Consider the following 20,352-nt stretch of genomic DNA (forward strand, 5'->3'; position numbering starts at 1 on the left):
CCATGCCTGAATCCAAACCGGGACGCGGTTCGTTGCTTGCCGGGGGTGTCGCAGCCTTGCTGGCCTCTGCCTGTTGCCTGGTACCGTTGGTGTTGGTGGTGCTGGGGTTTTCCGGCGCCTGGATCGGTAATTTAACCGCATTGGAACCCTATCGTCCCTGGTTTCTGGGCGCTGCCCTGGTGGCCATGGTGTTGGCCTGGCGCCAGATATACCGGCCCACCAGGGCTTGTGAACCCGGCGATGTGTGCGCTGCACCCAGGGTGCATGGCGTTTACAAAGCCGCCTTCTGGTTCGTAGCGTTACTGATCGCCATCGCTGCGGTGTTCCCCTATGTCCTACCCCTGTTTTACTGAGAGGTCCGCAACATGAAAAAGTCCTTACTTGTAAGTTCACTGTTTGCCCTGTTCAGTCTACCCCTCTGGGGCGCGGAGCAGACCGTCACGCTGGATGTGCCCGGTATGACCTGCGCCGCCTGCCCGATCACCGTAATGACTGCGCTCAAGCGGGTTGACGGTGTCAGGCAGGTCGATGTCAGCTTCGAGCAGCGCGAAGCCAGGGTCACCTTCGAGGACACGCAAACCTCCGTTACAGAGTTGACGGAGGCCACGGCCAATGCCGGTTATCCATCTACCCTCAAACAAAGCTCGGCAGATCAGAAGTAATGAGATTGTAGGGTAATTTTCGGATAGGAAACCGTCATGAGTGAAGCGCAAGCGATTCACATTGCTGTCATCGGTACCGGCGGTGCCGCCATGGCCGCGGCACTGAAAGCGACGGAACGCGGCGCCCGGGTAACCGTGATCGAGCGAGCCACCCTTGGTGGCACCTGCGTGAATACCGGTTGCGTGCCATCCAAGACGATGATCCGAGCGGCGAAGATCGCGCACTTGCGACGCCAAAGTCCCTTTGACGAGGGCATTGATGTCTGGGCGCCAACTGTGGATCGTGGCAAATTGCTGGAACAACAGCAGGGATTGGTGGAAGCACTGCGCGAGGCCAAGTATGCCAGTATTCTACGTGACAACCCGGCCATTACCCTGATCCAGGGAACAGCGCAATTCGTGACGGCCAATGCGCTCGACGTCACCACCACGGAGGGCGAAGTGCGGCGGATCAAATTTGATCGGGCATTTATCGGCACGGGTGCGCGGCCGGCGATCCCACCCATTGCGGGGTTGGCCGATACGCCGTACCTGACTTCCACCTCCGCCTTGTCGCTATCCATCATCCCAGAGCGCCTGCTGGTGATCGGGGGATCAGCGGTGGCATTGGAGCTTGCCCAGGCCTTTGCGCGGCTGGGCAGTCATGTAACCATCCTGGCGCGTAGCCGGTTGCTATCCCGTGACGATCCGGCTGTAGGCGATGTTATTCGGAAGGCCTTTGAGCAGGAAGGCATTCGGGTATTGCTGCGGACCCAGGCCAGCCGGGTCGATTACGCCGATGGAGAGTTCATACTGGATACCAATGCCGGGGAATTGCGAGCAGAGCAGTTGTTGATCGCCACCGGACGCACACCCAATACCGAACGGTTGGGTCTGGAACAGATTGGCGTGAAGACAGTGCGTGGCGCGATTCAGGTGGATGGGCGAATGCAAACCAACGTGCCAGGCATCTATGCGGCGGGCGATTGCACCGATCACCCCCAGTTCGTCTATGTGGCCGCCGCCGGGGGCAGCCGGGCCGGGGTCAACATGAGCGGCGGCGACGCTCTGCTTGACCTCAGCGCCATGCCGGCGGTGATTTTTACCGATCCACAGGTGGCGACCGTTGGCTTGACGGAAGAACAGGCGACCACGCAGGGGTTGCAGGTCGATACTCGCGTGCTCAGTTTGGACAGCGTGCCGCGCGCCTTGGTGAATTTCGACACCCAAGGCTTTATCAAAATGGTGGCCGAACAGGATTCAGGCCGCTTGCTGGGAGTGCAGGCAGTTGCCGCCGAGGCTGGAGAACTGATCCAGACGGCAGTAATGGTGATGCGGGCCAATATGACCGTGCAGGAAATGGCTGAAGAGCTGTTTCCCTACCTGACCATGGTGGAAGGGCTCAAGCTCTGCGCCCAGACTTTTACCACGGATGTGACTCAATTGTCCTGTTGCGCCGGGTAAGGCTGCGTTCCCGGCTCAGTCGGCATTCCTGATCAGGCGCGGCAGCCAGCGCAGATATGCGACCATGCCGAACAACTCGACCAGGGATTGGAAGACGATGACAACGATGGCGGCACGCCAGGGCTCCGGCAGTGACAGCGCCAGCGGCAGCATGACGAAGGAGTTGCGGGTACCAAAGCTGAAGGTGAGGGTGCGGCCGATAGTGGGCGTGAACCCGAATAGCTCACTGAGCCCCTTGCCGATGGTAGCGGCGGCAACCAGATAAAGTACAAAAACCACAAGCGCCGACCACAGCAGGGCGCCATTGTCGATCACCAGGCTGACCTGGGAGCCGGCAATCAGAAACACCACCAGTGCCAGCAACGGCACGGGCAGCCACCCAAGCCAGTCCACCAGTGTTTGCGCGCGCGGGTGCTTTTCCGTCAACCGTTCGGTAATCCAGGCCAGGATCAGCGGGGTGACAATCAATCCGAAGAATGCCGGCAGCAAGTGGCTGCCAACCGCCAGTTCAATGGCGATATTGCCCATGAAGAGCCAGATATAAATGGGTAGCAAAATGAGCTGGACCAGCAGAAGGATCGGCGCGGCCGCTATGGCCCTGGCACCGTCCCCACCACCGAGATGGGTAAAACTGATAAACCAGTCCGTACAGGGCACCAGCAGTACCAGCAGTACGCCGAGACGAATAGCGGGATCATCCGGTAACAGCCACAACAGAAGACCAACGACCACCGGTATCAGGATAAAATTGCCCGTCAGCAAAGCGGCCAGAAAGCGGCGATCACGAAATGCCGACCTGAGATGTATCAGTGGTACCTGAGTGAAAGTAGTGTACAGGAGAACACCCAGGGCCGGCCAAAGCAGCGCTTCCCAATGACGAGTCTGCTCTGGTGACATCCAGCCGATGGCCATGCCGGCCAGGATGGCAACCAGATAAAACCAGACCTGATATTGTTCTAGGCTGTTACGCATTTGGCTTCTTCCACGATGATACCCGGACTCGGCACCTGTTTGTGTGGGCCGGATAGTACCATGGGAGTCCTGTGAGTCACGGTGTTGTCAGCCAACGTGTCTGTGGGAGTTCCTTCCAACCCCAGCAAAGTACTACTGCATACGCTGAGATATGCCCCAAGTTACCGGCCGATTTCTTAGGGAAAATCTGGGGCAATTTGATCGCCAAACTATGCCATTTCAGGCCATATTGCGTAGTACGGTGTAGGCTTCCTACGATGGTGATAATAAAAGAAAATACGTATTTTTAGCCGTTTGGCGTTCAGTCTGTCCCCACTCTTGGAGAATGGTCATTAGGGTTCCGCCTTATTTGATTTCAGCCTGGTGATAATCTGGCGTCGATTTGCCACCAGTTCGGCTGCTTCCCGCACCGGATCGTCCTCGACATGAACGTATCGCATGAACATGGTCACGGTTTTGTGGGCAGTCAACGCCATACCCACTTTGATCGGGACACCTGAATTGGCAATGTCGGTGGCAGCGCGATGCCGTATGCCATGTGTGCCAACAAGGGGGATGCCGGCCCTTTTCAGTATGCGGCGCCAGGCGCCATAGTAGGCATTTTGGGTCAACGGCTTGTTGGGATCTTCCAGAGCAGGGCAGACGTACGGCGATTTGCTGTGGATTGCGGCATCAGAGAGCAGTTCGTAGGCTTCCGAGCTGATAGGTTTGGACATGTCACCGGTTTTGCTGTCGGGCCAGACGACTCGGCGACCGACCAGGTCTACCCACTCCCATTGTAGCGCCAGGATTTCTGACATCCTGGCGGCAAAGGCAAACTGGAGTCGGATGCCGAGAATTGGGGAAGGATGCTCAAGCTCCTCTTTTTCCGCTTTATCCAGCTGCCTGAATAGCTGGATCATCTCCTTGTCGGTAAGCAGTCGGGTTTTGCCTTTCTCGGGGAACTTGGTCACGTGTCGGCAAGGATTGGTGCCATCCGGGCGGTACCCCCAAAGTTCAGCCAGGTTGAACATTTTGCGAACACAAGCCAGTATCCGGTTAGCCTGGGTGGGTGTTTTTTCCAGGCGCTTCATGAGCGCCAAAATATCTGCCCGTTCCACCTCGTGGACTTTCAGGGTGCCCATAGAGGGGAGAAGATATTTATCGATATGGTACTGGTTTTTCTTTTGGGTAAGTGGTTTGTTGTGCGGTATACAGTGATCTTCCATAAAACGTTTGCATAGATCCTTAACTGTCGGGGCTTGCCGATCCCTGGCTTTTTGGCCTGAAGGGTCATTGCCCCGGCGTACATCCGCCAGCAAATCCTGAGCGAGGGTGCGGGCCTGTTCGACAGTCAGCTCGCCAAACAGGCCAAGTGACGGCTTGCGTCGCTTGCCACTGTTTGTGCGATACTGGAGCATGAAAACCTTGCGTCCAGTTGGGGTGACTTTGCAGAAAAATCCGGGGACGAGGGTATCCCTCAATTCAATGTCGGTCTCTCCCGGTTGGGCACTGGCAACGATGGTTTTTGTGAGCTTTACTCGCGGCATTTCTGGACTCCTGAAACCTCCGGTTCCAGGTCTTATCCAAGGAGCAAATAGGAGCCTCGGGAGAGCGAACCAGAGCGATTAGCATCAAACTCCGGCATATGATCCCTTTTTTTAAGTCTTTGAAAAACCAGCTGAATCGCGCCGTATACAAGCAGGGAGTACCCCGGAGTGGAAGCCAGACTACCGCTTAAAATCTCCCGACTATTGCAGTCGTGCCGGTTCGATTCCGGCCTCGGGCACCAATAAAATCAATGAGTTATCGTATTTTTCCTCTTTGTGCGAACTGTCGGCATTTTTCGATAGTAGACGCATAGTAGACGGCTCTGGTTTTTCCTTTGCACCTATCAAGCTGGAGGCTCTGTATGTCTCCTGAATTTGGTATGCCTCCTGAACTGGAACTCCCGCTGGCGGAGAACGTGTTCTTCGTAAAATCTCGCGTCTTGGCTAAATTGCTAAACGTGCCAACCGCCAAGCTCCGTTCATGGGAAAAGAGCACGGATATCCTCAAACGATCTCGCAACCCTCGTCGGGCATGCTACACCAGAGGATCGGCACTTGAGCTTATTCGTTATTACAGGATGTCCGTCGAAAGCGGAGAGCCCTTGCCGAAGGTTTGGCGCCGAGAGAATGGGGTTCCTTTGCGTAGAACGTCTGCCAAGCCTAAGCCCAAGCCGGAAACTGGAACGGCACCGTTAGGGTCCACAGGGGCCCTGAGTGCTCGGAAAATCTCCGAGATTGCAGGTGTGAGTAGATGTACAGCTAGGCGGTATAGGAGGCGTAATAGCGCTCCACAGGCAGTTGTTAAGCTACTGAGCTTGTATATGCGTGGGCGTGTCCTACCCGAAAGTTGGAGTCACACCTTCATAAATGCCAGCGGAAATCTTGAGTTCTATGGAGTGGGTGAGGTCAACGAGAACGATGCCATTAATTTTGCCTGGCATGAAGATCTGTTGCGACAGCAAGTTTGTGCCCTTGAGCACGATCTGGCTGCGGCCAAAAAGCGTATCGCCGTGCTTGAGCAGGAGCTGATCGATACCCGTGAAGGCGTTGGAGGCCCGAATTCGGCCAATGAAAGGGAATTTTTTGGGAGGACAGGACTATGAGCGCCATGACATTGCGGCAGATCAGAGAAGAACTGGAGGTAGTGACTGACGCCTGTCGACGCCTGGAGAACTTGGCTGCGCAGAGCGAAGGGCATTCAACGGATGTGGCAATCATACTCCGCCCGCTGAATGAACAATTCCGTAAGCTGCTGGACGCCATCCAGCCGTACATTGATGCTCAGATGGAAAAAGTCCGGCAAGGTAAGATTTTTGGGCCTTCGACTAAGGGTAAGTCGGTGTACTCGATTCATCGCTATCTTGAGATTGGCATTGAAGCACTGGAAGGCATACAGGCTACGGCGGCAGAGGCCGATGTGAAGGCGAAGCCGGTCAGTTTTCCAATGGTAACGGCAATACTTCACATTGAAGGGGCGCTGTTTGACCTGGATGAACTGATTGAAATTGAGTCAAAGCGCAAAGGAGGCGGGCTGGTCGGCCCGCTGGGTGTGGTCAGTTGATGATGTATTAAGCGGGGGTTGCGGCGTCGTTAAGGTCGTGGAACTGCTTTATCGACACCGAGCCCTCGGGGAACTTGGCTTGAATCTCCAGCTCTCCGCCCATGGCCTGAATGGCTTCGCGTAGCGTTGACACATACATGTCAGTACGGCGCTCCATTTTGGAAATGGCCGCTTGGTTGACATGCATTCGCTCTGCAAGTTGAGCCTGAGACAGTTTGCGTGCCTGCCGAAGCTCCGACAGCGGCATTTCAGCCAGTAGCATGTCGGCTTTGGCTTTAGCTGCCGCCTGAGACTCTGGCGACATCTTGTCCCGCAGGTTTTTAAATGATTTCGCCATGGTTCATTCCCTCCACTCAACGACTGGATTCATTGGCAATTTCCAGCAGGTGCTGGTCATACAGGCTATCTGCAACTGGTATGTACTCGTCGTAGAATCGCTTGTTACCTGTTTTATCACCGCCGATCAGCAAAATTGCCACCCGGCGCGGGTCGAATGCGTAAAAGACCCGATACGGTCGCCCCTGGTGTTGCACCCTCAGTTCCCGCATATGACTATGCTTGGAACCGTTGATGCCTGAGCTGTAGGGGTGGGGTAATTGTGGTCCCCGCTTTTCCAACAACTCGACATAGGCGGCGATGTCCTCCTGCTCAGCAGTGGTGAGTGATTCCCACCACAGGCCAAATTCATCCGTATATTCGACTTCGCATTCCATTGATGGAATATAACCTCCGTGGAATAAATGTCAAGCGGCGATAATACCGACAGCAAGGGCCGGTATTATCGATCAGTAGCTAGAGTCAGGCGATTTCCGCATCAAGTAATGCGGTCTCATCTTCTTCTTGATCAAGCTCCTTCAGGCCCAACGCCCCAGCAATCAGGGAGCCGGTGTACTGGCCAGTGGTTTCCATGTCGTGATACGGCATCGTATTGCAGATGGCAACCACATCCTGGCCCCGAAGTTGGCGAACAATACCGTCCTGCTGAGCTGTCAGGCAGAGCAGTTTGAAGGCGAGTTTTAGTGCCTTCTCTTTGGCGACACTTTGGAAAATGGAGCCGCGAGGCACCTCTGATGCGGCCAGCTCCTCAATTTGCAGTTGATTGTCATAGTAGGCATCCAGCAGTTGCTCCACCTGGCTGTCGTCCAGTGCCGCAGAAATCTGGAAGCCATCGCGCATTCGGATGCCGATCGATTGCTGTTCGGCGGGCACCGAGTCGCCGGCCTCCGGGCTCCAGCCGTGTTCGCGGTAGTAGCTGTTGAGCGCTGTCAGCCAGCGATCTTCAAGAATTCGCTTGCCACTCTCAAATTGCGAGAGATAAGCGCGGCTGATGCCGGTGTCTTTGGCGACACGGGATTGTGAAAGGTTGACAGCCGCGCGTGCTGCAACCGCCTGAGTATTGCTCAGAATAGTCATCGTTCTTTCCTCGTTTAGGTTTTAAGTCCACCAGCCGCCGTGATTGGTGCTGGCTTCGATCTGATCCGGGAGACTCCCGGCCTCAAATGCTTCATTGCCTCGTACTCGTCTCGCTCGGCGTACAGTTATTGACACAAGTCCAAGGGGGCGGGCTTCGCTCCGCCAAATTCAAAGCGCAGGGCTGCGCCCCGCGCGGAACAATCATCCACTCGGTAAAACGAGTGCGAATAGCAATTTCACGGGCGGCCTGGCGAAGCGCCACGCCAACGATATGGGTAATGTCTTCACCGTATTGCCCCGGTTTTTCTTTGATAAACAACAAGGCCCGCATGGCTTGCTGATTGCGACTGGCGAAGGGGCCATGCTCGCCACCCATAAGCTCAACGAACTCAGCCCAATGCCCATGGTCGGCGGCACTGCGGAGCTGTTCTGCCAGTGCTTGATCGACGCCATCCAGCGGCTCAGAAAGTTTCCTCAGCTCGCGCCAGACCGTTACGGAGCAGGAGCCAATCTGCTGGAACTGCCGAATACCCCAGAGCGAGGCCCAGGCTCGGATGCGGCCTGCATTTTGGTCCGGTGGGATGCCGCTTTCATCGCCCAGTTCGTCGGTACTGAAACCGTAGCCATCAATATTTTTGGAGATGTACTTGGCGATATAGCCCGTGGCGCTCCCCTTGGTGGGATCAGCATCTACGCGAACAGCCCGGTGTTTGTGTGCTCCATGCTCGTTACCGTCTTCGGTCAGGGCATGTTTTTGGAAAATTTCCCATGCTGGCTCTATGTGTTCCGGGGAGAAAAACAGCACGAAGTGAAAGTGCGGTGTACCGTCATGATGCGGTTCGCAAACGCGAAGCCCGAAGCTTTTTATACCCGCTCGCTTCCACGCCGCCCGGATTCTCGCCCATACGCCGCACAGGTATTGCTGAGCCTCGGCAGGTGTTGAACCGTTGTAATTCGGGTTAACCTGGCCGCTTTGACTTAGAATCGCGTGGTAAGCACTGGGGCAGGTGAGGGTGAGAAACAGGCCTTTAAGATCCATTGCGTTGGCCAGCGCCTCCCAACCGCCGATACGTGTCATCAGCTCATGTCTGCGGTTTACTGGGTTTGAAACACTGGCCTCCACACATTGCTCTAGTGGAACAATGTCGCCATCCTGATTAACCGCATCGAGATTGGCGAGCAGTCCGGCATTACGGGTTTGGGAACAAAGCCAGCGCCGGTGCGCCCAGTCTGAAAGGTAGGGCGCGCGACGGCTGCAAACCGCCCCGGAATCTCGTAGTACTGCCTCGACTTTTCGCCCGCAAACGACCCGCAGCTTCCGTCGCCACCATGTTGGCGTTTGGGCGCGAGCGGCGGCCGCTGCCTGTTTTCCTCTAGCGGTTTCGGGTGAATCACCCTGTTTAACGTCAGCGGGCCACTCAATACCCTGTGCTTCAACCTCAATTTTTGCGGCTTCAATGGCGCCGTCGAAGTCGCCACGTATTGCTCGCTTCGAGTAGGCGCGCTCACATTTCCGGGCAAACTGGTCTGATAGCTGGCGTATATCCTCGTCATCCATTGTTGCCGAGAAGCGGTACTCCGTGACGGCCAGCGCCCTGGAGTATTCCCGAAGCTGGCTGTTGGCGCGCTGATAGCCGGAGTTGCGGCAGGTGCTCAGGTAGGCTGACAGCAGCTCCCGCTCAATGGGGAAATGGCGTCGGATATGCTCCCCCCGAAACAGTCTGCATTCGCGGGTTCCATATTTGTTTACCGCGTCCCAAAGCTTGGAGAACGGGGCGGGAGGGGTTGGGGCTTCGGTAAGCCGGCGCTGGTAGCAGGTCATGGTCGAGTACTCCCCAAAATTTGGAAACTGCTATTTCCAAAAAATGAAGGGGAAGTCGGTGTAACCCATTGTTTTACATGGGGTGTTTTGGGGGGTTCCTCTGGTTTAACATGGTGAGAAACCTTGAGACATTTCCCAAAATTGGGATGGGGAAAACCGCAGCATTGCGGTTTAACACCTTGCTGAATGTCGGCCATTTCGCTAATCTTCCTGTGCTGATTGAAAGCAATACCCAAAAGCCCGCAGAGCTACGCCAATAGCTGCGGGCTTTTTTTATGCTGTAGCGGTTTGCTGACGCTGTGTGTAGTCAGAGGTGGATGAGCAGACGCTTGCCGTTAAATACCGTTCCAGGTCACTTCGACGGTAGCGGACGGTGCGGTGGCCCAACTTGAGGAATGGGATTCTTCCTGTGGTGTGCCGGTCGTTTCTGAGGAAGCCTTCAGAGACGCCCAATACCTGAGCGGCTTCTACTGCGGTGAGGATTTCTGTGTTGGCTGATTCGCTGGTCTTCATCTCAATGTCCCTTCCATGTTCTGGTACGGGCATTCAATCAGCGAGGAGGTTTCAGAGAAATCGGGTTAGCGGCGCTAACCCTAGATGATGTATTTATATCAGGGTTTAGCGACGCTAACCCCTGATAAATTACTAGTTGAATTTCTTTGATCTCGTTTTGAATGGGAATGGTCGATGCTCGCTGAGGCACTTTTCCTCAAGGTGTTCCCGCAGCGTGGCGTAAGTATTCTCTACGATAGAGCGGTGTTTTCTTCTGCCATTCCGCACTTTCGGCCTTAGGGATGATAGTTCTCCGTTACTTTCTTTGAGAATGGACTCGATTTCTTCTTGTCTTAAGAGCCATGGTTTAAACCCGCGATCAATAGCGTCATTAGTACTTCTAAACCCTTTCTCTGGATTTATGTGAGGCTTGCACTCTCCAGAGTCAAAAATCCATATCCAAAACGCTTCGTCGAGCTCCTTGATTCTCTCCGGAGATACCCCTCCGGCATTGGTGCTTTGAAACTTCTTTTTGTAAGCCTCGTTGATTAACTGACTGGCTACTGGCATTGCTCTTAGTTGGCAATAGAGATCTACGATTTGTGCGAGTTGGTCTCCAAGTAATTCGGAAACCTCCTTATAGGTGGATAGCCCACTCTGCGTAGACAAGACTTTAGTCTCTTGCATTTTTAAGCCAAGAATTGACACGAAAATAATGCATGCAAGGGGTATTGCCCCATTAACCCCGGCCGCTGCTGCAAGAAGATCTGTTACGTTATTAGACTGCTTTGATAATTTATCTTTGATTTCGTTGAATAGACTATCTCCGGCTTTCGATTTTAAAAATTCCAGAGAAACTTGGTCAATGCTGGTTGGTGCACCGTAAGATTTCAGCATCTCAACAAATTTCAGCTCACTTTGTTGCCGCGTTCCTGGCTCAAAAATTTCCTTTCCTAGCATAAGTGGCCAGAACATGGTTTGTTCAAATGTCTTCGAAACTTCACCGGATTTGATGCTGGATAACAGCATTTTCGGGAATTCGGTTTCACTCAGTTTTCGGACGGCATACTCCACAATATCCATGAGTACGGATCTGCCGGTAACTGGAAATATTTTGTCGATATCCTCGTCCGAAATTCCATATTTTTCATAAAACTTGTTCATGCCTCTTCCTCTGAGCGATGAGTGTCCTTGCTGTTTTTTAGTATGAATTCCGCGACTTTTTCCATAGGCTGCCTCAGCCGGTTGGTGTCGGCGACTATATAACCAGCAGTGACATCATTGGCGTTTCGGTGGTTAAGCATCTGTTTTAGCGCGTATGCCGGTATGTCTAGGCTCTCCGCGATGGTGATGAATGTTCGTCTCAAATCATGGAGTCTCAGCGGTTTTCCCATGCTCACGGAGACTTGCGTCACGGCATTTCTTGGCTCTTTTAGGGGGCCATCGTGTAATGGGCTGGGGAACACCCACTTACCGCAGTTGAACCTCTTTCTGTGCTTGAGCATGTTGAGCAGGTAGTCGGGCAAGGGAAGGGTATGCGGCTCCCCGTTTTTGGTGTCTGGTATCGAAAATGTACGATCATCAAAGCAAACATGGCTCCACTGGAGATTGGCCGCTTCGGTCTTGCGTAGGCCGGTAAAGAGCAGGAATCTGAGGTAGTCCCGCGTCACATCATATGTCAGCGCCTCTGTGGCAGCGAAAAAGGCAGATAGCTCATGCGGTTTTAGCAGCGTGCGGCGACGCTCAGATGGATACCAAGCGCGACTTTTGCTTAGGCGGTCAACGGGGTTAACGGAAATAATGGGCTGTCCTTTTTCATCCTCGTATTTTGCCATTGAGTGATTAAATATTGCCCGGAGAACACGCATAGCGTTATTCGCACGAGCTGGCGCCCTGGAGCCGATCTCCGAATGGCGCTTCTCTACCATGTCTTTGCTGATGTCTATCAGTCGCTTGGGCTTCCAATCAGCAAAACAACCATCAACACATTTTCTATAGTTCCCGATAGTGCCTGGTTTCAGATCCTTTCGTACGGCTAAGTAATCCTCAAACGCGTCGCTGAAGCTGATGGATTTAGCATGAGCGGCTCGCTTTTCCGTCATAGGGTCTTTGCCTACAGCAATGGTGCCAAGCATCTCTTGGGCTCGGATTCGCGCCTGAGTAGGGGTTAGATGGCCATACCGGCCTATCGACATCCGTTTAACCCGGCCATTGACCCTGCGTTCCACGAAGAATGACTTCGTGCCGCCACTGCCCACGAGCAGGCCAAACCCCAGTAGTGAATCATCGCGGTATATAACTTGAGCGGCTTTCCCGTCTGCCTTTCTGGGTGGAATCGGTAGGCGGTCGATATAGGATTTTGTTAGCTTGGCCAATAGTCTTTGGACTCCGTAATAGACCCGAAATAGACATGGCCTCCGAAAATGCCACTTTTTGAGATGAATATCTCCAAATTCGTCTATTTCAGAAAATAGTAGACGTATAGTAGACAGTTTTTGATGATTTATACATACTATCCTGACGAATGGCGCGTAACAAAAAACGCTAAAAATCTTTTAACATGCTGAAATAAGAGGATTTAATATGGAATGGGTAAGTAATGAGATTTTACATTCGAAATCCTTAAAATCTCCCGACTATTGCAGTCGTGCCGGTTCGATTCCGGCCTCGGGCACCATTGATACCGCTGCTAAAAAGCCTTGTTGCGTCTGTTTGGTACGATGTGACTCATTACGTGTCTGTCGTAACGACGTGTGCGATCACGTCGTCTAATCCTGCGCGATGAGGCAGGTGAGTTTAGTTAGCCTATCCTTTTAGCCCGGCGGTGGTCGACACCCTACGATACTGACGCCACGATGCTGTCGTGCCCTGAAGACTGACTCTACATATCGCTTTAGCATGATCATTACGTTTTACATCCAGTCGATATCAATTCAGTCCCGATTCAGTCTTTGCACTCAATACTGCAAGCCTGTTTCTTTCAGGAGCTTTGCCATGAAATATTCTGTGTTGTCGGCGTCTGCCTTGGTTCTGGCCTTATCCGTTCCCACCGCACAGGCGTCGCCTTATCGCAGTTCGTCACCCAGCATGTATGTGTTTGGCGGCGTGGGAATGTCGGATTTCAGCTGGCAGGAACGAGACGTTCGCTATAGCTTTGGCGACGGCAGCTTGAGTGATGTTGAGGTCGATGAACAGTCGAGTGCCGCGCGGATTGGTTTTGGCTTGCCGGTGGGCGAAAGCCTCGCCTTTGAAATGGGCTATGTAAACCTGGGTGATCTGACTGCGTCTGGGTTTTCTGATGGTAGTCAGGTGCTAAATAACGGTTACAGTGCGGGCCGGGTTGATATAGACGGGAGCCTCGATGCGCTGTTTATCGGTCTGCGGCTGCAGACGCCAGCCAAAGAGCCGATTGGCCTGTACGCAAGAATGGGTATTGCTGCCTGGGAGTTTGATGGACGGGTTGAGGACAGCAGTCGACGCGGTGAGTTTCTGGTCGAGGGCAGTGATCCTTATCTGGGGGCCGGGATGCGTCTGGCGGTCGCTCGCAACGCCGATATTCAGGTGGGATATGACTACTACGTGTTCGACGATGATCGCAGTATCGATATGTCCGCAGATGTCGTCTCGGTGGATTTCGTTCTGCGATTCTAAGCGCGCTTCCGCCGGGAAAGTCTACAGCAGGCGCTTTTTATAGCTCTCAGCGTGCATGTCGATGATTTCCACGCTGAGGCTGTAAACCTCCGGGAGGTGCTCGACCAGCACGGCACGAAGGGTTTCGGCCAGCTGCCGTTTTTGCGGGTCGCTGCGTCCTTCCAGCAGGCGCACACTCAGGTGCACAAACTGCTGGCCGGGGACGGCAAGTTGATACTGTGTGTAGGGCAGAGCGCGTAATTTAAGGTCTTCGGCCCGCACGATGCCGGTGCTTGCCGCAGCGTCGGCGGCGCTCGACATCAATGCGGGCAAGCGGGCCTCCAGTGCCGCAGAGTGTTCAAAAATAAGATGGGGCATGAGGCCTCCGTGACGGTTTAGAACATTTCAAAATATTCTTTCTGCTCCCAGTCCGTCACTTCGCTGAGGAAGCGATCCAGTTCAGCCTGTTTGATCGTGGCGTAATAATTCACGAAGTTGTCGCCAAACTGCTCTCGATAAAAAGCACTTTCCTGAAAGTACAGCAGCGCCTGAAACAGGCTGCGAGGCAGTCGCTGTGCCGTGGAGTTATAGGGTTCCTCAACCGGTGCGGGCAGGGGATAACGCTGGTGAATTCCTGCCAGCCCCGACAATACCTGTGAGGCAATATAGAGATAGGGGTTTGCCGCGGGTTCGCCGACACGGTTTTCGATGCGCGTTGCCGGGTCGCCCATGCCGCCGAGTACCCGCAACATGGCGCCCTTGTTGTCGCGGCCCCATTGAATGCGATCGGGTGCGAGAGTCTGGGGGCGATAACGCTTGTAGGCGTTGATAGTGGGTGCGGCCAGAATGCAGGAGGCGGAGGCGTGCTCAAGGAGACCGGATAAATAGGCCTTGCCGATGTCAGACAGGCAGTCGTCCGGGGTGTCGGGAATAAAGGCATTTTTGCCCGTTTTGCTGTCGATCAGGCTTTGGTGCAAATGCCAGCCGCTGGCAAAGGTGTTGGGAATATGCGGTCGACACATAAAGGTGGCGTGGTAGCCCAGTCGGGCGCAGACCTGCTTGATGGCACTGCGCGCCAGCACCGCACTGTCGGCGGTGGCCAAGCCCCGCTGTGGGCTGAACGTCAGCTCAAGCTGACTGGGACCAAATTCGATTTCCTCTGAGCGCAGCGGCAGTTTCAGTGCCAGCAATGCCCGGCGAATTTCCCGGAATAGAGGTTCCAGCTCGTCGTAGCGAATTTCCGTGAGGTATTGATAACCCCGTTGCAGGGGAACCACCGACGGTGGAGTGCCGGGTTGCGTGCAGTCGTGAGCGGTCAGCGCGGTGTCCACGTTGCGAAACAGGTGGAATTCCATTTCCAGACCGCTCATCAGCTCAAGGCCCTCGCCAGCCAGCTTACTCAGCGCACTGCGCAGACAGCGGCGAGTATCGTATTCCACTGGCTGGCCGTCGGGATAATACAGGTCGCAAAGAATCCAACCGGTATCGGGGGCCCAGGGCAGGCGACGAAATGTGCTGGGGTCGGCCACCATGATCAGGTCGGCAGCGCCGGCCAGCTTCTGGGTACCCATACCCGCGCCCGATTGCCACACTGGCATGGCGGTGCGGTGCGAGGTGTCCTTCAGAATCAGCGTGGAGGTCATGGTGCAGCCATTGACCAGTGTGCTGCCGATGGCATCGCCAATAATGGTTTTGCCACGGGTCAGACCGTGTTGATCGGCAAAAACAAAGCGCAGGACTTCAATATTGTCGGCCTGAATTCGGGCAACGACATCTTCCGCCTGGGCGATCTGGTCGCTGTTCCAGAGTCCGTGCCGGTCTACAAAACTGCCTGAGAGGGGAAGCATAGTGGTGCTCCTCATTCTTGCCAGGGATCGTCAGCCCAGCCGGATTGCTGGCGGCGTTTCAAATCGCGTTCTTTCCAACAGTTCTGCCAGTCGTCGGCGGGGCCAATTTCATCAATGGCAACGGGGCCGCGAATCCGGGTCACATCGCTGCTCATCGGCAGGGCATCCTGGCTGTCGGCCTCGGCGGCGTCCATCGCTTTGAAGAGCATTCGCCGGTAGCGCATGATGCCGATATCTGAGCGCATCAACTGGTGCTTGCTGCGATCGGCGATGGGGCCGGGGGATTCCACCGCCCACTGGTCGTGAACATTGATGTCGTCACCCATGCCGGTATAGGTTTTATCGCGCTGTTCATCAGGGTTGTAGCCCCACTGGTTTTGCGGGCCGTATTTTGGCTTGTAATCGGGTGGGGGGTTCATATCGATACGCTGGGCGCGCATCAGCTCCTTGTTCACCGGTTTGCCAAAACTGATAAACATCGAATACCAATAGCAGGATTCGTCATCGACCGGCACATGCCATTGGGCAATGACCATCTCGTTGCTCATTGGAATGACGATTGCATTCGGAAACAGCAGATTAGTGACCCGTACATGGGTGCTTTCCTCGGAGATTTCCCTGAGGGTTAGCAGACGAATCCCGAAGTCGGTTTCTTCTGCCCGGATTTCGGGGCAGTCAAACTCGCGCAGTACCTTGGTCAGCGGCATGCTGCTGTCGGCAGCTTCGTCGCGGAACTGGCGGCCGTAGGCCTCGTCCAGTGAGTCGTCGGCCAAAAAACGGTGCAAGAACGAGGCGTGAACGGGGTCGATGCCCACTTCCAGCGCCTGCAACCAGTTGCAGTACCACAGACCTTTGTAGGCAAAGACATGGCTGTCGGGGGCGGTGAAACAGTCCAGTGCGGGAAACGCGGGGGGCTCACCGTCGCCCAGATACGCGAAAATCACGCCGTTGCGCTCTTCGCAGGGGTAGGAGGGGTGTTTGACCAGTGTGTGCGTGTTTGAACCGGCGGGTTGTGCCGGTTGCTCAAGGCAGTGACCCTTGCCGTCGAACAGCCAGCCGTGGAAGGGACAGCGCAGGCCATCTGCTTCCAGTCGGCCGTAAGACAGGTCGACACCGCGATGGGGGCAGAAACGCCCGGAGAGCCGGTATTCGCCGTCGGCGGCCTTGAACAGTACCAGTTGCTCGTTCATCAGGGTGACCGCTTTTACGGGGCGTTCGCTGTCGAGTTCTTCGGTGAGCGCCACGGGCTGCCAGTAACTGCGCAGCACCTTACCGGCAGCGGTTTCGGGGCCGGTTTCGGTAAGGCGGATATTCTCTTCGGGAGTCAGCATGTCATTAATCCGAACATAAGTTTGAAATACGAACATTGCCGAGTATAGGGACTGCCGCGCCGCGGCGCAACAAGCAAGTTAGCGCTATCTGCCATATAGGATGTTTCGGGGCTTTGATGTAGTATGCGGACAATTGTTTAAATAGCGCATGAGGGAACAAGCCTTGCCAGCCAATAAAAACGGAGATAACGAAAAGTCCAAGGACTTGGTGGGATCCTTGATTCACGGCCTGGGCGTGATCATGGCCTTTGATGCTGAAGACCCCGAGATGACCCTGTCGCAAGTGGCAGAGAAAACCGGCATGAACCGGGCGGGAGCGCGGCGTTATCTGCTCACCCTGGCGCATTTGGGGTTCATTCATCAGGACGACCGGATTTTTCGCCTGACACCCAAGGTGATGGAGCTCGGTTATTCCTATCTGTCCACTGTGCCGATCAGTTCCATTGCTCAGCCGTACCTCGACACCATTCGCGATATCACCGGTGAAGCGGTTGCTGTCGGCATTATCGACGGTGAGGATGTGGTTCATATTGCCAAGGCCAACTCCAAACGACTGATGGCGCCAACGCTGACGATCGGCAAACGCTTTCCCGTGATTTATGCCTCGGCCGGACGTGCCATGTTGGCGTTGAAACCCGACGCGGAGCGCGACGCGATTCTCGACAAGGCGGACTTTACGCCGCTGACCGACAAAAGCATTACCTCCCGTGAGGAGCTGGACAAAGAACTGGCCAAAATCCGCCGTCAGGGCTATGCACTGGTCGAGCAGGAAATCGAGCTGGGGGCGCGTTCACTGGCGGTCCCGGTCTACAACCAGGCCGGTGAAGTAGTGGCCGGCATCAATACCCTGACCAACGCCGCCATCGTCAGCAAAAAGCAGCTGGTGGATGAGTGCCTGCCAGTGATGTGGGATGCTGCGCAGGAAATCAAACGCGCCCTTGTTTCCTGATGCCATGCGGGCCACTTTCGTGGCCCGTTTCATTGCTGAGGGCTGGAAAGCCCGCCAAGCAACACCTCGATAAAAGCCTCTTGTTTAATTTGCGAACATGTGTTCGTATAAAAAACAATTGTTTTTTGTATTGAGGTTGTCATGAACGTTATTCACACCGAGCTGGCCCCCCAGGCGATTGGTCCTTATTCCCAGGCGATTGCCGTGAACGGCCTGGTTTTCGTCTCTGGGCAGATTCCCCTTGATCCTGCCAGCGGTGAGCTGCGGGAAGCTGATATTCACGTCCAGACAACGCAGGTATTCGAAAACCTGAAGGCGGTACTGGATGCGGCGGGCAGCGATTTTTCCAAGATCGTTAAGCTGTCGATTTTTATGGTGGATCTTGCCGACTTCGCCATCGTGAACAGCATTATGAGTGAGTACTTTACCGAGCCTTATCCGGCGCGTGCCTGTGTACAGGTGGCGGCCCTGCCCAAAGGGGCAATGGTCGAAGTCGAAGCGGTGGCAATTTCCGCATAAGAGGACGGTGGCATGATAGAACTTGCGTTGCTGATGGCCGTGTCGGGGCTCTTTGCGGGTGTGCTGAGTGGTCTGTTTGGCGTAGGGGGTGGCATTATTCTGGTGCCGGTGCTGGACTACGCACTCGGGTTTACCGAACTGAACCCGGTTTACCGTATGCATGTCGCCGTTGCCACATCACTGGCTGTGGTGATGTTTACCACTTTTTCCTCGGCCTATGCCCACTACAAAAAGGGCTCGGCGGACCTGGCGCTGGTCAAGCGATGGGGCCTGTTTATCATGCTTGGCTCCCTGCTGGGGATCGCTGCGGCGACGGTGAGCTCGAGCCAGTTTCTTTCCATCCTGTTTGGTGTGCTAACGCTGTTGGTGGCCCTGAAAATGCTGCTGCCAATGTCGGAGTGGCGCCTTGCCAACGCGGTGCCGACATCGCGCTTGTCTTACCTGATTCCCGCGGCGATTGGCGGCTTTTCAAGCATGATGGGTATTGGTGGTGGAACACTGGGTGTACCGACCTTGAACTTGCTTAACTTCCCCATGCAGCGTGCCGTGGGAACGGCGGCAGGGTTTGGCGTATTGATCAGTATTCCCGGCAGCATCGGTTACATTGTGTCGGGATGGTCTGTTCAGGCGCTGCCGAGCGGCTATCTGGGGTATATCAACTTGATTGGTCTGGCGCTGGTGGCGCCGCTCGCGGTGGTGATGGCGCCCTTTGGCGCGCGTCTGGCACACCGCCTGTCGGCCAGACAGCTGCAACAGTTGTTTGGCGGTTTTTTGTTCCTCGTCGCAGCGAGAATGTTCATCAAGGTGCTGATGTGATGCGTGGCAGCATGCAGGTTGTGGGGCAGGCGCTGGTTGCCTGTGTTTTTGCGGGGGCATTGCTGCTGCTCAGTGAGAGCCTGCAGGCGGGAGAAAAATCGCCATTGAATCGCTTGCGGCCGCTGGATTCCCGTCCTGAACTGGATTCCGGTCAGGCACTCGGGCGAGCCTGTGTACCGGGCGAAACCGTGGTCATGCGCGAGAATGTCGGTAAAGACAGCAGCTACTGGCGAGGGCTTCATCGCGGCCAGTTTGTTGTCTGCACGGGCAATAGCCGAAACGGCGAGTTACTGGTGGCCGACGGCCCCGGCCGCGTCTGGCAGTTGTCGCGTACGCAGGTCAATGCGACGCGCTTTTTTCCGGCTGAGTGGACGGCCTACGATCGGGATTATCTGGTTTGGGCCTACGATAGAAATACGCTGATTTTCCGAGAGAGTCTGGCCAATAGTTTCGAAGGTAACTTCTTTTACCTGCTGCTGGACGACGATGGGGAAGGGCGACTCAACGGGGCCTTGCTGATTGATTCAGGCACGGGCTACGCCAATCTTCGCCCCTACATTGCGCCCCTGATTGGCAGCTCGCCGTTGACGGTCGTCAATACTCACAGTCACTGGGATCACTTCGGTGGCAATCGCGACTTACAGTCGCTGCCCAATGTCCGCTTTTATGGCTATCAACCGGATGGCCGCTATGAGCCGTTTCCCCAATATCCCCGGTACAGCGTCGATGCCCTGTTCGACGGCGAAGAGGAGTCCGTCCACCGTGAGCTAGGCATTGGCAAGCGGCGGGTAACAGCGCTGAAAATTCCCGGCCATACGGGAGACTCGATAGCCCTGTATGACGCCCGCGAACAGTTGCTGTTTACCAGCGATACCGTTTGTCCCTGTCTGCTGTTCATCGAAGACTGGTCGGCCTATTTACAGAGTGCGGCACTGCTCAAGCGCTTTGTGGCGGAGAACCCGGTCAAATGGCTGCTGGGCGGCCATCTTGAAATGTCGCGGCCCAAGGCGGACAACCGCCAGCACGAGTATTTTTATTTCGGCAGCAACAGCCATCGCGATGAGCACGCCTTGCAGCTTCCGCTGTCGTATCTGGCGCTGGCCGAGCGCGAGGTCAAACGGGTGCTTGCCGACGCCGATGATCAGGGGCCGCGTTACGATGCGCGGCGCATTGATAAACCGTTTCACGACGTGCCGATGGTGCCCGTGCCATTCCCCGGCATTCCCTCCTATTACCGGGACGATGCCAATCGTCTTGTCGATATTCTCCGCCAGCGCCACGCCAGCGACGAGCGCTGATACGAGCGTGTGCAATCTGCTGGCATTGTCATGTGGATACGCGTCGAAGTCGTGTTGCTTATTGCGAA

22 protein-coding genes and 1 pseudogene are annotated in these 20,352 nt (G+C 55.1%); 11 read left to right on the forward strand and 12 right to left on the reverse strand.

What is annotated here, in order from left to right; translation table 11 throughout:
* Nucleotides 1-2 precede the first annotated feature (2 nt).
* Genes merT through merA form a run of 3 tightly spaced genes read left to right on the forward strand, consistent with a single transcriptional unit; the run spans nt 3 to nt 2,105 of the window.
* Nucleotides 3-353: a mercuric ion transporter MerT gene (merT, locus tag G411_RS0115975; protein WP_022960220.1), complete on the forward strand. Its 351-nt coding sequence runs from the start codon at nt 3-5 to the stop codon at nt 351-353.
* Between the two features lie 12 nt (nt 354-365).
* On the forward strand, nt 366-662 hold the full coding sequence (gene merP, locus G411_RS0115980; RefSeq protein ID WP_022960221.1) for a mercury resistance system periplasmic binding protein MerP: 297 nt from the start codon (nt 366-368) through the stop codon (nt 660-662).
* Between the two features lie 36 nt (nt 663-698).
* Nucleotides 699-2,105 (forward strand): mercury(II) reductase, encoded by a 1,407-nt coding sequence (merA, locus tag G411_RS0115985; RefSeq protein WP_022960222.1) that lies wholly within the window; start codon nt 699-701, stop codon nt 2,103-2,105.
* A gap of 15 nt (nt 2,106-2,120) precedes the next feature.
* Here the strand turns inward: merA and G411_RS0115990 are convergent, their stop codons facing one another.
* Complete coding sequence (locus G411_RS0115990) at nt 2,121-3,077, reverse strand: arsenic resistance protein (protein WP_022960223.1); 957 nt, start codon at nt 3,075-3,077, stop codon at nt 2,121-2,123.
* A gap of 302 nt (nt 3,078-3,379) precedes the next feature.
* On the opposite strand from G411_RS0115990, the pseudogene G411_RS22590 reads away from it, so the two are divergent.
* A pseudogene (locus G411_RS22590) lies at nt 3,380-3,430 on the forward strand (hypothetical protein); the annotation flags it as partial.
* On the opposite strand, the gene G411_RS0115995 reads toward G411_RS22590, so the two are convergent.
* On the reverse strand, nt 3,410-4,606 hold the full coding sequence (locus G411_RS0115995) for a tyrosine-type recombinase/integrase (protein WP_022960224.1): 1,197 nt from the start codon (nt 4,604-4,606) through the stop codon (nt 3,410-3,412). The pseudogene G411_RS22590 and the gene G411_RS0115995 sit on opposite strands and share 21 nt — an antisense overlap.
* A gap of 896 nt (nt 4,607-5,502) precedes the next feature.
* Here G411_RS0115995 and G411_RS22185 point away from each other — a divergent pair.
* The gene (locus G411_RS22185; protein WP_157581364.1) at nt 5,503-5,709 is read left to right on the forward strand and encodes a hypothetical protein; all 207 of its coding nucleotides are present in this window, start codon (nt 5,503-5,505) and stop codon (nt 5,707-5,709) included.
* Complete coding sequence (locus G411_RS0116010) at nt 5,706-6,167, forward strand: hypothetical protein (RefSeq protein ID WP_022960227.1); 462 nt, start codon at nt 5,706-5,708, stop codon at nt 6,165-6,167. Before G411_RS22185 ends, G411_RS0116010 begins: the two co-directional genes overlap by 4 nt.
* A 7-nt stretch (nt 6,168-6,174) precedes the next feature.
* On the opposite strand, the gene G411_RS0116015 is transcribed toward G411_RS0116010, so the two are convergent.
* From G411_RS0116015 to G411_RS0116045, 7 genes are all read right to left on the reverse strand, one after another.
* Nucleotides 6,175-6,504 carry an XRE family transcriptional regulator gene (locus G411_RS0116015; RefSeq protein ID WP_022960228.1) on the reverse strand — a complete coding sequence of 110 codons (330 nt, stop codon included), beginning with the start codon at nt 6,502-6,504 and terminating at the stop codon, nt 6,175-6,177.
* A gap of 16 nt (nt 6,505-6,520) precedes the next feature.
* Nucleotides 6,521-6,880 carry a type II toxin-antitoxin system RelE/ParE family toxin gene (locus G411_RS0116020; protein ID WP_028968522.1) on the reverse strand — a complete coding sequence of 120 codons (360 nt, stop codon included), beginning with the start codon at nt 6,878-6,880 and terminating at the stop codon, nt 6,521-6,523.
* An 85-nt stretch (nt 6,881-6,965) separates the two neighbouring features.
* Complete coding sequence (locus tag G411_RS0116025) at nt 6,966-7,580, reverse strand: helix-turn-helix domain-containing protein (protein ID WP_022960229.1); 615 nt, start codon at nt 7,578-7,580, stop codon at nt 6,966-6,968.
* Between the two features lie 91 nt (nt 7,581-7,671).
* Entirely contained in the window at nt 7,672-9,402 is a 1,731-nt protein-coding gene (locus G411_RS20860) for a replication endonuclease (protein ID WP_022960230.1), read from the reverse strand.
* 273 nt (nt 9,403-9,675) lie between these two features.
* The gene (locus G411_RS22595) at nt 9,676-9,948 is read right to left on the reverse strand and encodes a helix-turn-helix domain-containing protein (RefSeq protein WP_425423269.1); all 273 of its coding nucleotides are present in this window, start codon (nt 9,946-9,948) and stop codon (nt 9,676-9,678) included.
* Nucleotides 9,949-10,047: 99 nt separating this feature from the next.
* The gene (locus tag G411_RS0116040) at nt 10,048-11,058 is read right to left on the reverse strand and encodes a hypothetical protein (RefSeq protein ID WP_022960232.1); all 1,011 of its coding nucleotides are present in this window, start codon (nt 11,056-11,058) and stop codon (nt 10,048-10,050) included.
* Entirely contained in the window at nt 11,055-12,269 is a 1,215-nt protein-coding gene (locus tag G411_RS0116045; protein ID WP_022960233.1) for a tyrosine-type recombinase/integrase, read from the reverse strand. The genes G411_RS0116040 and G411_RS0116045 overlap by 4 nt, the downstream gene beginning before the upstream one ends.
* Before the next feature lie 619 nt (nt 12,270-12,888).
* Between G411_RS0116045 and G411_RS0116050 the strand changes: the two genes are divergently transcribed.
* A complete protein-coding gene (locus tag G411_RS0116050) occupies nt 12,889-13,545 on the forward strand; it encodes an outer membrane beta-barrel protein (protein ID WP_022960234.1) in 657 nt (218 codons plus the stop codon).
* A 21-nt stretch (nt 13,546-13,566) separates the two neighbouring features.
* Here G411_RS0116050 and G411_RS0116055 read toward each other — a convergent pair whose 3' ends face one another.
* From G411_RS0116055 to G411_RS0116065, 3 genes are read right to left on the reverse strand one after another with little or no spacing between them, the layout of a single operon-like run.
* A complete protein-coding gene (locus tag G411_RS0116055; protein WP_022960235.1) occupies nt 13,567-13,902 on the reverse strand; it encodes a 5-carboxymethyl-2-hydroxymuconate Delta-isomerase in 336 nt (111 codons plus the stop codon).
* 17 nt (nt 13,903-13,919) lie between these two features.
* Entirely contained in the window at nt 13,920-15,371 is a 1,452-nt protein-coding gene (locus tag G411_RS0116060) for a glutamine synthetase family protein (RefSeq protein ID WP_022960236.1), read from the reverse strand.
* A gap of 11 nt (nt 15,372-15,382) precedes the next feature.
* Nucleotides 15,383-16,702 carry an aromatic ring-hydroxylating oxygenase subunit alpha gene (locus G411_RS0116065; protein ID WP_028968523.1) on the reverse strand — a complete coding sequence of 440 codons (1,320 nt, stop codon included), beginning with the start codon at nt 16,700-16,702 and terminating at the stop codon, nt 15,383-15,385.
* A gap of 163 nt (nt 16,703-16,865) precedes the next feature.
* On the opposite strand from G411_RS0116065, the gene G411_RS0116070 reads away from it, so the two are divergent.
* The 4 genes from G411_RS0116070 to G411_RS0116085 all read left to right on the forward strand — a co-directional run bounded on the left by G411_RS0116070 (nt 16,866) and on the right by G411_RS0116085 (nt 20,284).
* Complete coding sequence (locus tag G411_RS0116070) at nt 16,866-17,651, forward strand: IclR family transcriptional regulator domain-containing protein (RefSeq protein ID WP_022960238.1); 786 nt, start codon at nt 16,866-16,868, stop codon at nt 17,649-17,651.
* Between the two features lie 141 nt (nt 17,652-17,792).
* Nucleotides 17,793-18,170 (forward strand): RidA family protein, encoded by a 378-nt coding sequence (locus G411_RS0116075; protein ID WP_037509698.1) that lies wholly within the window; start codon nt 17,793-17,795, stop codon nt 18,168-18,170.
* A 12-nt stretch (nt 18,171-18,182) separates the two neighbouring features.
* Entirely contained in the window at nt 18,183-18,986 is an 804-nt protein-coding gene (locus tag G411_RS0116080; protein ID WP_028968525.1) for a sulfite exporter TauE/SafE family protein, read from the forward strand.
* Nucleotides 18,986-20,284 carry an MBL fold metallo-hydrolase gene (locus G411_RS0116085; RefSeq protein WP_022960239.1) on the forward strand — a complete coding sequence of 433 codons (1,299 nt, stop codon included), beginning with the start codon at nt 18,986-18,988 and terminating at the stop codon, nt 20,282-20,284. The genes G411_RS0116080 and G411_RS0116085 overlap by 1 nt, the downstream gene beginning before the upstream one ends.
* The last annotated feature ends 68 nt before the right edge of the window (nt 20,285-20,352 follow it).

Source organism: Spongiibacter tropicus DSM 19543 (assembly GCF_000420325.1).
Classification (GTDB): domain Bacteria; phylum Pseudomonadota; class Gammaproteobacteria; order Pseudomonadales; family Spongiibacteraceae; genus Spongiibacter; species Spongiibacter tropicus.